15 protein-coding genes are annotated in these 10,413 nt (G+C 65.7%); all 15 read left to right on the top strand.

Annotated elements, in window-relative coordinates; all coding sequences use genetic code 11:
- Positions 1–173: 173 nt before the first annotated feature.
- Positions 174–431 (top strand): hypothetical protein, encoded by a 258-nt coding sequence (locus tag HCU64_RS14540; RefSeq protein WP_233384714.1) that lies wholly within the window; start codon positions 174–176, stop codon positions 429–431.
- A 79-nt stretch (positions 432–510) separates the two neighbouring features.
- Entirely contained in the window at positions 511–651 is a 141-nt protein-coding gene (locus tag HCU64_RS14545; protein WP_233384715.1) for a hypothetical protein, read from the top strand.
- 35 nt (positions 652–686) lie between these two features.
- The gene (gene tetH / locus HCU64_RS14550) at positions 687–1,499 is read left to right on the top strand and encodes a thiosulfate dehydrogenase (RefSeq protein ID WP_233384716.1); all 813 of its coding nucleotides are present in this window, start codon (positions 687–689) and stop codon (positions 1,497–1,499) included.
- 10 nt (positions 1,500–1,509) lie between these two features.
- The gene (locus HCU64_RS14555; protein WP_233384717.1) at positions 1,510–2,484 is read left to right on the top strand and encodes a molybdate ABC transporter substrate-binding protein; all 975 of its coding nucleotides are present in this window, start codon (positions 1,510–1,512) and stop codon (positions 2,482–2,484) included.
- Between the two features lie 26 nt (positions 2,485–2,510).
- Complete coding sequence (locus tag HCU64_RS14560; RefSeq protein ID WP_442785963.1) at positions 2,511–2,801, top strand: LysR family transcriptional regulator; 291 nt, start codon at positions 2,511–2,513, stop codon at positions 2,799–2,801.
- Positions 2,802–2,935: 134 nt separating this feature from the next.
- Positions 2,936–3,607, top strand: a complete 672-nt coding sequence (locus HCU64_RS14565; RefSeq protein ID WP_233384718.1) for a c-type cytochrome — start codon at positions 2,936–2,938, stop codon at positions 3,605–3,607.
- Entirely contained in the window at positions 3,604–4,557 is a 954-nt protein-coding gene (locus HCU64_RS14570) for a c-type cytochrome (protein ID WP_233384720.1), read from the top strand. The genes HCU64_RS14565 and HCU64_RS14570 overlap by 4 nt, the downstream gene beginning before the upstream one ends.
- Entirely contained in the window at positions 4,554–4,721 is a 168-nt protein-coding gene (locus HCU64_RS14575) for a hypothetical protein (RefSeq protein WP_233384721.1), read from the top strand. The genes HCU64_RS14570 and HCU64_RS14575 overlap by 4 nt, the downstream gene beginning before the upstream one ends.
- Positions 4,722–4,730: 9 nt before the next feature.
- Positions 4,731–5,246 (top strand): cytochrome c oxidase subunit II, encoded by a 516-nt coding sequence (locus HCU64_RS14580; protein WP_233384723.1) that lies wholly within the window; start codon positions 4,731–4,733, stop codon positions 5,244–5,246.
- Positions 5,243–6,994 carry a cbb3-type cytochrome c oxidase subunit I gene (locus HCU64_RS14585; protein ID WP_233384724.1) on the top strand — a complete coding sequence of 584 codons (1,752 nt, stop codon included), beginning with the start codon at positions 5,243–5,245 and terminating at the stop codon, positions 6,992–6,994. Before HCU64_RS14580 ends, HCU64_RS14585 begins: the two co-directional genes overlap by 4 nt.
- The gene (locus tag HCU64_RS14590) at positions 6,991–7,614 is read left to right on the top strand and encodes an SCO family protein (protein WP_233384725.1); all 624 of its coding nucleotides are present in this window, start codon (positions 6,991–6,993) and stop codon (positions 7,612–7,614) included. Before HCU64_RS14585 ends, HCU64_RS14590 begins: the two co-directional genes overlap by 4 nt.
- Positions 7,607–8,245: a cytochrome c oxidase assembly protein gene (locus tag HCU64_RS14595; protein ID WP_233384726.1), complete on the top strand. Its 639-nt coding sequence runs from the start codon at positions 7,607–7,609 to the stop codon at positions 8,243–8,245. Before HCU64_RS14590 ends, HCU64_RS14595 begins: the two co-directional genes overlap by 8 nt.
- 236 nt (positions 8,246–8,481) lie before the next feature.
- Positions 8,482–9,726: a molybdopterin-dependent oxidoreductase gene (locus tag HCU64_RS14600; RefSeq protein WP_233384727.1), complete on the top strand. Its 1,245-nt coding sequence runs from the start codon at positions 8,482–8,484 to the stop codon at positions 9,724–9,726.
- A gap of 12 nt (positions 9,727–9,738) precedes the next feature.
- Positions 9,739–10,077, top strand: coding sequence for a c-type cytochrome (locus tag HCU64_RS14605; RefSeq protein ID WP_233384728.1), 339 nt, complete (start codon positions 9,739–9,741; stop codon positions 10,075–10,077).
- Between the two features lie 75 nt (positions 10,078–10,152).
- Positions 10,153–10,413: molybdopterin-dependent oxidoreductase (locus tag HCU64_RS14610; protein ID WP_233384730.1), on the top strand; the 261-nt coding region annotated here is incomplete at its 3' end.

Below are 10,413 nucleotides of genomic sequence, written 5' to 3' on the forward strand. Positions count from 1 at the left end.
CATGTAGCACCCCCAGCGCGCAACGGACTGTACGGCTTTCGCGAACGAACCGAGCAACCAATCTATATTGGTGATTGAAACGTGCGAATCATACTTTTGGATTGAACAATAGCAGGCAACTAGGTTCCTCACATCACGAACGAACGTGACCTCACACGAGAAGGAACCAGTCCATGACACGCATGCTCGCAATCCTCACTCTCGCCGGCTCGGCCGCCTTCGCATCGGTGGGCGCAGCGCAAGCTCGACCCGTCCCCATGCCCGAATCTCATTACACCACCTTCGACGCTCTCGAAGCTCCGGCGCGCGAACCGATCATCGTCAGTCCAGACACCGACGGCGCGAACGCGAAGAACCCCGCGCTCCCGAGCTACCAGCGCGGCCGCGGTCAAGAGACCGGCGGACCGGCCCGCCAGCTGATCGGGAACTGATCCTCTGGCGCGGCTCTCGCGCACTTCCGCACGCGAGCCGCGCCAGCCCCCTTCAAAACGAGCGGACAGGAGCGTCGCCATGAGTGAAGGCACGACGATCGAAACCGTCGATCAAGCCCGCCAGGGCGAGACCAGCGGGCACATGCGCTGGGTCCTGTTCTGGACCGTGTCGCTGACCATCGCAGCGGTCGGGTCGGCTTGGCTCGCCATCATCGGCTGAGAACAGCGCATCCCCACGCAGGAAGGAGACTCATCATGTCCCAAGGGATCATCGACCATCGGACCGGACGACGCGGGCTGCTTCAGATTTTGAGCCTCGGCTTGGCCGCGGGCGCGGCGGGCTTGCCGGTCCTCGGACCGCGCTCTGCGAAGGCGGCTGAGCCGGTCTCCCTGATCGAGCCCGGCGCCGGCGATCTTCGCGGCCTGATGGAGCGGCTCGCTAAGGCGCCGCGGCGGCGCGACTTCAAGACCGTGCCGATGATCCTGACAAAGCCCGAGGAATGGGACCATGAGGCACTCACCGAGGTGATGGCCTATCGGCCCAAGCCCAAGCAGGTCTGGGACAACACAGACATCGCCAGCCCCTGGCTCAACCTGATGCGCAACGCTTTGAACGCGCAGGTCTGGTCGTTCCGCCACCCGGATTTCCTGGCCGTCTCGGCGACGCACGGCACGGCGCACCTCGCGCTCTTCGACCAGGAGACCTGGGCCAAGTACAAGCTCGCCGACTTGGCCGGCCCGAAATTCAAGACCAACACGCTCATCGTCGAGGGCAAGGCGGCCTCGGCCGATCCGAAAAACTTCGAGGATCCGGCCGGCGTGTTCTCGCCGGAAGACAATTCGATCCCAGTGCTGATGCGGCGCGGCGTGGTCTTCACCTCCTGCCACAACGCAATCTGGGAGGAGGCCGGCGGTCTGATCGCCAAGGGCGTCAACCCGGACAAGCTCAGCCACGAGGCGCTCGCGGCCGAGCTCACCAACCACCTCATCCCCGGCGTGATCCTCACGCCCGGCGCCGTCGGCACGCTGCCCGAGCTGCAGCAGGTCGGCTTCCACTACGCGAAGTGAGGGGATTCCAATGCGAGATTTCCGCAAAACTCTTCTCGCCGGGTGCGCCCTCGCCCTCGCGCTGGCCTTCGGCGCGCGGGCCGAGAACGCAAAGTCCCCGCCCGGCCCGTTCCCGCCGTGGCAGCACGGCGACAACAACGACGCCGCGCCCCGCGGCCTGCCCTTCACGGTGCCGGAGGTCGACGTGCTCGCCGACTTTCACGGCAGCCTCGATGACCCGAAGCTCGTGCTGTTCGTGGGCGGCAACTACTTCTTCGCGATGGCGCCGCTGGTGAAGGCCTTCGAGGCGAGCCACCCCGAATATAAGGGCCGGATCTTTTGGGAGACGATCCCGCCGGGCCTGCTCGTCAAGCAGATGGAGGCCGGCGGCACGATCACCGTCGGCAACATGACCTTCACGGTCAAACCCGACGCGTATTTCGCGGGCCTCAAGAAGGTCGAGGAACTGATCGGCGAAGGCAAGCTCGTCGGGCCGGCGGTGCCGTACGTCACGAACACGCTGACCATCATGGTGCCCAAGGACAATCCGGCCAGCGTGAAGACCCTGAGCGATCTCGGCAATCCGGACATCCGCTTGGCGATGCCGAACCCGGAATTCGAGGGCATCGCGCGGCAGATCAAGATGTCGCTTGGAAAGGCTGGCGGCCAAGCGCTGGAGACGGCCGTCTACGACACCAAGGTCAAGGACGGCTCGACCATCCTCACCCACATCCACCACCGTCAGACGCCGCTGTTCCTGATGCAGGGCCGGGCGCAGGCTGGCGTGACGTGGCAGTCCGAGGCCTTGTTCCAGGAGCAGGTCGGCAACCCGATCGGTCACGTCGACATCCCCGAGTCCGACAACGCGACGGCGATCTACGCGGGGGCGCAGGTGAAGGGCGCGCAGCATCCAGAGGCCGCGCAGGCCTGGCTCGCCTTCATCCACTCGCCCGAGGCGCTGCAGATCTTCGAGCGGTACGGCTTCAAGCCTTACCGCGGCGGCTGAGGTAGCAAGAGATGGGAGGTCGATTCATGACGCTGCACCAGTTGCGCGTCTTCGTGGCCGTGGCCGAGCGAGAGCACCTGACCCGCGCGGCCCTGGTTCTGCATACCGCGCCGTCGGCGGTCAGCGCCACGATCGCGGCGCTCGAAGCCGAGTACGGGCTCTCGCTGTTCGACCGGTCGGGGCGCGGCCTACGCCTGACGCGCCAGGGCGACGTGATGTTGCAGGAGGCACGCGCCGTGCTCGACCGGGCCGCCGTGGCCCGCGCGCGTCTGGCAGCACTCAGGGCCGAGGCGCTCGGCGGCGAGCACCCGCGATGAACACCGTTCGGATCATACGAATGGACGCTGTTCAGTCCCCCGCTCACTCTCGCATGATGATGCGATGTGAAGCGATGGACCGCTTGGCCCGCAACCGGCCGCAGCGCGCGCTGCGAACCGGTCGATTTATCGTCATGCGCAGCCTGCTGTGTGCGTTTGTCATCCAAGCGGCGGGTCCGGCGCGTGCCGACGACAAAGCAGCGACGATCGGCGCGACGATCGCCGTGCAGGGGGCGTCTCGCGACCGCCCGGCCTGCGCCGCCTGCCACGGCGTGGACGGCGCCGGTCAGCCGGATGTCGGGATCCCGCGCCTCGCCGGGCTGCACGCCTCCTACATCGCCGACCAGCTCGGCTACTTCGCCTCGGGCAAGCGCCGCAATCCGATCATGTCCCCCTATGCAGAGGCGCTCACTCCAGATCAGCGCCGCGCGGTCGCCGATTATTTCGCGGGTCTGCCCATACCGGCGCCCGTCGATGCCGTCTCGGCGCCACCGGCGCAGCTCGAGCGCGGTCGGGCGCTATTCCAACGGGGCGACGCGCAGACGAAGCTGATCGCGTGCACGCAATGCCATGGTCCAAACGGCGTCGGCGTCGGCAGCTTCACGCCCCGGCTCGCCGGTCAATCCGGCCCCTACATCGCCGACCAGCTGCATCGCTGGCGCGACGGTGATCCGCGCGACCCGCGCGGGAGCTACATGCAGGCCATCGCGGCGCGGCTTTCGTCTGACGACATCGAGGCTTTGGCCGCCTACGCGGCGTCACTCGACCCGAAGCCCGGTGGATCGCAGAGGAGCGCCGATCGATGACCACGCCCGCGAGCATCCCCATCGCCTTTGCCAGCCTCGCCGCACTGAGCTGCCTTGCGGGTTGGACCGCCCGCTCCCCTGCCGCCCATGCCGCGGATGCGAGCGACAAAGCCGCTTTCGTTCCTCCCCCCGAAAGCGCGATTCCGCAGGGCAAGTTCGGCGACGAGGTCCGCCTCGGCGAGAAGATTTTCCGCGAACCCGGCACGCATGCCTCGGCCTATGTCGGCAACGACCTGCGCTGCTCGAACTGCCACCTCGATGCCGGGCGGCTCGCCGGCTCCGCACCGATGTGGGGCGCCTACGTGACTTATCCGGCCTACCAGGCGAAGAACGGACACGTGAACTCGTTCGAGGAGCGGCTTCAGGGCTGCTTCCGCTATAGCATGAACGGGAAGGTGCCGCCGCTCGGTGACCCTGTCCTCGTGGCGCTGGAAAGCTATTCCTTCTTTCTCGCCAAGGGTCTGCCAACCGACGAGGCACCGCCCGGCCGCGGCTTTCCCGCATTGCCGAAACCTGACACCAAACCGGACTATGACCGCGGTGCCCAGGTCTACGCCGACCATTGCGCCGCCTGCCACGGCGGCGACGGGCTCGGCCAGTCGGCGGACGGCAAGGTCGTCTTCCCTCCACTCTGGGGACCGCGTTCGTACAATTGGGGCGCGGGCATGGGGTCGATCAAGAACGCTGCCGAATTCATTCACGCCAACATGCCGTTGGGCATGGGTGGCAGCCTGACCCCGCAACAGGCCTGGGACGTGGCCACCTATGTCGATAGCCAGGTCCGCCCCCAGGATCCCCGTTTCACCGGAAGCGTCGCCGAGACTCGCGCCAAGTTCCACGACAATGCGAACTCGATGTACGGCCAGACGGTCAATGGGGCGGTCCTCGGCGATCCGGCATCGACACCACCGGCGGGCACGGTACCGGCGGCGGCGGAGCAGGGGAAATGAGCGACAACGAGAGTCTTCGCCGCGCTGCGCCGCCGGCAACGATCGCTCATGCGACGTCCGAGCCGGTGCGGCCGGTCGGGACCTGGGTCGTGGCCGTCTTCCTCGTGGCCTCGATCGTGATCGTCTGGTGCCTCGCGGCGCTCGTCTTCCACACCCGCAGCTGAGATCAGTCGATGAGCGAGAGCGCCGCGTCCTCGGAGTTCGAGGCCGCTTTCCACAAGGCTGCCGAGCGCCACGAGCGCGTCTGGGTGTTCGTGGCCATCCTGATGCTCACGCTCTTGCTGGCCGGCACGATGTTCATCGTCGTCTACGCCTACGGCGTGGTGGTGCGCACCGACGGCTTCCGCCGCGACCCGGCGGCGATCGAGGCGCCGGAGGGCAGTATCGAGAAGACCGGCCCGAACGCCTACACCGTCACCATGGTCGCCCGACTCTGGCGCTGGAGCCCGAGCCCGCTGCGCATCCCGAAGGGCGCGACCGTGACCTTCCGCGTGACGAGTGCCGACGTGCTCCACGGCTTCGCGATCCAGGGCACCACCGTCAACGTGACGGCGGTGCCCGGTATCACTGGCAGCGTCAGCTACACCTTCAACCGTCCCGGCACCTTCAATATCGTCTGCAACGAATATTGTGGGTTGGAGCACCAGGGCATGCTCGGGCGCATCGTCGTCGAGGGAGACCCGGCATGAGCGCGTCCGCGATCCCTGCCGCGTTGCCCGCTTCGATCGACGCTCCCGCGGACGCGCTGGCGCCGCAGCGGCGCACCATGCTCGCCTTCCTGGTCTGGGGTTTCTCGGCCCTGATGATCGGAGCGATGATCGGCCCGCTTCAGGCGCTCAATTACGGCGGCGTCAACGCCTACCCGTCCCTCGCGCCGCTCCTCAAGACCTACTATCAGGGCCTGACGATTCACGGCGTGCTCAACGCCTACATCTTCACCTTCTTCGTCACCTGCGGCCTGCTGGTCTACCTGCCCGCGCGCGAACTCGGGCTGATGCCGAACATGGCGCTGTGGCGTGGCTGCTTCGCGGCGATGGCACTCGGCACGCTGATGCTGCTCGTCGCGATGTTCGACAATTCGTCGAGCGTGCTGTGGACATTCTACCCGCCGCTCAAGGGCAGCGCGTGGTTCTATCTCGGCATGACGTTGGTGGTGGCGGGCAGCCTGATGCCGCTGCCGATCCTGCTCGACCTGCGAGCCCGCTGGAAGGCGCGTCGGCCCGGCGAGATTACGCCGCTCGTCACCTACATGAGCCTGACCACCATGCTGATGTGGGCGCTCGCCGGCGGGGGCGCCCTGATCGAACTCGTCGTCCAACTCAACCCCTGGGCGCTCGGGTTCACCGATACGGTCGATCCGATCGTCGCCCGAACCCTGTTCTGGTGGACCGGACACCCGATCGTCTACTTCTGGCTGATGCCGGCCTACGTGTCCTGGTATGGGCTGCTCTCGAAGCAGATCGGCGGCAAGCTCGTCTCCGACCCAATGGCGCGGCTGACCTTCGCGCTGCTGCTGATCTTCTCGCTGCCGGTAGGAAGCCATCACCAATTCACCGACCCCGGCTTCTCACCCATCTGGCGCGGGATCCTGACGGCACTCACCCTATCGGTGGCGCTGCCGAGCCTGGTCACGGCCTTCACCATCGGGTTGAGCCTCGAATATGCCGGGAGGCTGCGCGGCGGCCGGGGCGTCATCGGCTGGTTCACCGCCTTGCCGTGGCGCGATCCGAGCGTCGCCGCGCAGGTGCTTGCCATGCTCACCTTCATCTTCGGCGGCGCTGGCGGCATCGTGAACGGTAGCTGGGAGCTCAACAACATCGTTCACAACACCACTTGGGTGCCCGGCCACTTTCACATCACGGTCGGCACGGCCTCGGCATTGACCTTTATGGGCGTGGCGTTCTGGATGCTGCCGCACCTGACGGGACGACGATTGCTAAGCCGGCGGCTGGCTCTCGCCTCGGCTTGGCTTTGGTTCACCGGGATGTCGGTCTTCGCGCTCGGCATGCACTGGGCGGGCCTTCACGGCGTGCCGCGCCGGGCCTGGGTTTCGATGCTGCCGCGCTCCGTCTACGACCGGGTCTACGGCGACGCGCATTTCGCCCTGATCCTGGTGGCGGTCGGGGGCTGCATCCTGTGGCTTGCCACGATCGCCTTCTACACCGTGTTTCTCGGTAGTCTCGCCACGCGCCGCCTCGACCGACGCCCCTCGATTCCGTTCGCGCAAGCTTTCGGCGGCCGTGAAAGCTACGCCCTGGACGGTGGCGAGCCGGTCGGCGTCGTCGCGCATGAGACGGTTTCGAAACTGGCCCTCGCTCTCGAGCACGTTGGGCTGATCACCGCCTTCATGGCCCTCGCTACGGCCGCGGCCTACGTGCCGATCTTCTGGCCGTTCCTGCAGAACGCCACCGCCGCCCACGGCTGGAACGTGTGGTGAGCAGACCGGCCCTCCCGGTCCGCGTGCTCTTGCGGGCGCTGCCGATCCTCGCGCTGGTCGCACTACTGCCAGTCGCACTTCCGTGGAGATCGTCGAACTCTGGCCCGGCCCTGGTCGGAACGCCGGTGGTGGCCGCGCCGACGCCACCACTCGCCTTGACCATGCTCGACGGCCGGCCCTTCGACCTCGCCGCCGAACGCGGTCGGCTCGTCCTGGTCTACTTCGGCTATACGCGCTGCCCGGACGTGTGTCCGACGACGCTCGCCGACCTGTCGGCCACCTTGGCCCGCCTGACACCTGATGAGTCGGCGAGGGTGCGCATTGCGTTCGTCAGTCTCGACCCCGCGGCCGACCCGGCGGCGGCGCTTGGAGAGTATCTTGGCAGCTTCGGGCAGAGTCCGCCTTTCGTCGCTTTGACCGGCTCGTCGGAGGCGGTCGCGCGCGCCGCCGCGGATTGGGGCGTGACCTGGCGGCGCGCCGAGGGCGGCCTGTTCGATCACAGCTCCTTCGTCACGGCCGTCGACCCGTCCGGTCGCCGACGCCTACGCTACGGCTACGCGCAGACCCGCGACCCGGCCGCGCTAGCGCGCGACTTCAGCGCCCTGCTGGGCGGTGTCTGAGCGCCGGCACCGCCCGGGCCGGCTGGCTGCCGGTGCCGCGGGGATCGCGGTCGTTTCGGGTGCCGGGCTAGGCCTGCGCGACCCGCTGGCCTCGATGGCGAGCTACACCGCTGCGTTGATGGTTCTCAACCAGATCGCGCCGCCGCTTCTCCTCCTTGCCCTTGACAGGCCAGGACCTCGAACCGCCCGCTTCTTCGCTCTGGCCTTCGACCCGATTCTGGCGTTGACGGCCTTCTGCGCGCTCAGCGTCGCGGTGAGCCTGCCTGGAATCCTGGAGCCGACGCTTGCCAACGCGCTCTACGCCGCGCCGCTTGGTCTTCTCGAACTCGCTGCTGGTCTCCTGATTTGGGCGCAGGCCATTCCCGCTACCCGACAAGCCTTGGCCAACTGGCGGGCAGCGTCGCTGCTTTGGGTCGCGAGTATCCCGATGACCGCCGTCGCCGTGGTCTGGATGCTTGCTTCCGACGTGCTCTACACGCCCTATCTTGACGTGATTTGCCTCTGGAACGTGCCGCCTCTTGTCGACCAAAAATGGGCGGGCTTCGTCATGTTTCTCGCGGGTCTGCCGATGCAACTTGCCGCCATATGGATCCTGTTAGGTCTGAGCGATTCCAGCGATAATGCTGCCTGAACCTCTTTGTACGTCGACTTTTGGCCTGATCGCAGCTGCAATACGCTCCTGGGGGACGTCATCGCTACCTCTGATTAGCGTTTGTGGCGAACGTTCTGATTTTACGAATGAAATTGTCGTCCCTGCGCATTGGTCGGCACCTGAGAGCTATTGTACCAATCGTGTTGCTTGGGTTCCTTGGCTGACGGAGCCGATGACGCGTCGCCCGCGTCAAGTCGCCAAGGCACGCCAATTTGATGGGGAGGCAGCAGGTGGGATCTCTCGCTTCGACGGATCGGCGAAAGCTCATCCGAGGATTGGGATTGGGCGGTTTGGCGGCACTGCTTCCTTCGTCGGAGGCATGGGCAGACGATCGAGTCAGGCTTCCACTTCCCGGTGGGCCGGATCAGCGTGAGCTCACCACGATCTTTCCTGGCAAGGGAAAAATGATCCTGCAGCGCACGCGGCCGCCGCTGCTCGAGACGCCATTCGAAGTGTTCGACGAGGGTGTCTTTACACCAAATGACCGATTCTATGTTCGCTGGCATTGGGCCTCGATCCCAAGTGCCATTGATGCTGACGCATTCCGGCTGAAGATCCACGGCCACGTCGAGCGCGAGGTATCGCTTTCACTCAAAGACATTGCGACCTTGCCGCGTTTCGAAATCGCTGCAGTCAATCAATGCTCGGGAAACTCGCGTGGTTTGTTCGAGCCTCGCGTGTCGGGCGCGCAATGGGCCAATGGATCGATGGGCAACGCGCGCTGGACGGGAGTCCGCCTGAAGGACCTGCTCGACAAGGCTGGAGTGAAGGCTGGCGCGGTGCAGGTTCGGTTCAGCGGTCTCGACGAACCTGTCGTGGACGAAGCCCCCGATTTCAAGAAATCGCTAGACCTTGACCATGCCCGAAACGGCGAGGTGATGGTCGCTTACGCCATGAACGGTGCTCAGCTGCCGTTGCTCAACGGTTTCCCCCTGCGCCTCGTCGTGCCGGGCTGGTATTCGACCTATTGGGTCAAGATGCTGTCCGACATCGAAGTCCTCGACAAGCCAGACGAACTGTACTGGATGAAGACCGCCTACCGGATTCCGGACGTGCCCGGCGCTAATATCAAGCCCGGCCAGACGGGCTTCAAGACGGTTCCGATCAACCGCATGGTGCCACGCTCCTTCGTGACCAATTTGCGTGATGGTGGCTCCGTGAAGGCCGGCTCTCCGGTAGCCCTGCGCGGCATCGCTTTCGGGGGAGATTGCGGCGTCAAGTCCGTCGAGTTCTCTGGGGACAGCGGAGCATCATGGTTTCCGGCCGAACTCGGAGCGGACGAGGGGACGTATAGTTTCCGCCGTTTCACAGGCAGCCTGCCAGCGCTCGCGGCAGGCTCGCATGCCGTCATGGTCCGTTGCACGAATACGAACGGTCTTGTGCAGCCGATTGAGGCCGTCTGGAACACCAACGGTTTCATGCAGAACGGCATCGAAACCTTACGCTTCCAGGCCGCCTGAGGGAGAGCACAGATGTTCTTTGTCCGTAGCATCTCGCTGCTTGCGGTGCTCGTCTCGTCACCCGTTGCGGTTCTCGCCGCTTCGGAGTCCGAGCCAATGCACTTTTCCTCCCAAGAGATCGAACTTCCGTCGTCCGATCGGACGTTTCCCGACGGTCCGGGCGCGGAGGCGATCAACAACAACTGCCTCGCCTGCCACTCGGCCGGCATGGTGCTGACGCAGCCCAAGCTGACCAAGGCGCAATGGACGGAGACCGTGAACAAGATGGCGAAGGTGTATCACGCGCCGATCTCGCCGGAGGATTCGGCAGCGATCATCGACTACCTCACGAACCTCAAGCCGCAACCGTGATTGCGATCCGCTCGGGGACCATTGGGCCCCGAGCGCGTTTCATGCCCGAGTCCCTGCCTCACACTGAGAGCGTGCATGAACCTGTCGGAGCGCAAGAAGCATCTCATCGTCCACGGCGAAGCGCCCTACAATGCCGAGCCGCCGCTCGACCGCCTGCGGGCGGCCTTCCGGACAGATGCCGGCGACTTCTACGTGCGCAGTCATGGCGATCTTCCCGAGATCGATGGAGGCTCGTATCGGCTCGCGATCCGTGGGTCGGTCTCGACACCACTCGACTTATCGATCGCCGATCTCAAGGCGCGCTTCGACATCGTGACGGTGACAGCGGTGATGCAG

It is taken from the genome of Methylobacterium sp. C25 (genome assembly GCF_021352225.1).
Classification (GTDB): domain Bacteria; phylum Pseudomonadota; class Alphaproteobacteria; order Rhizobiales; family Beijerinckiaceae; genus Methylobacterium.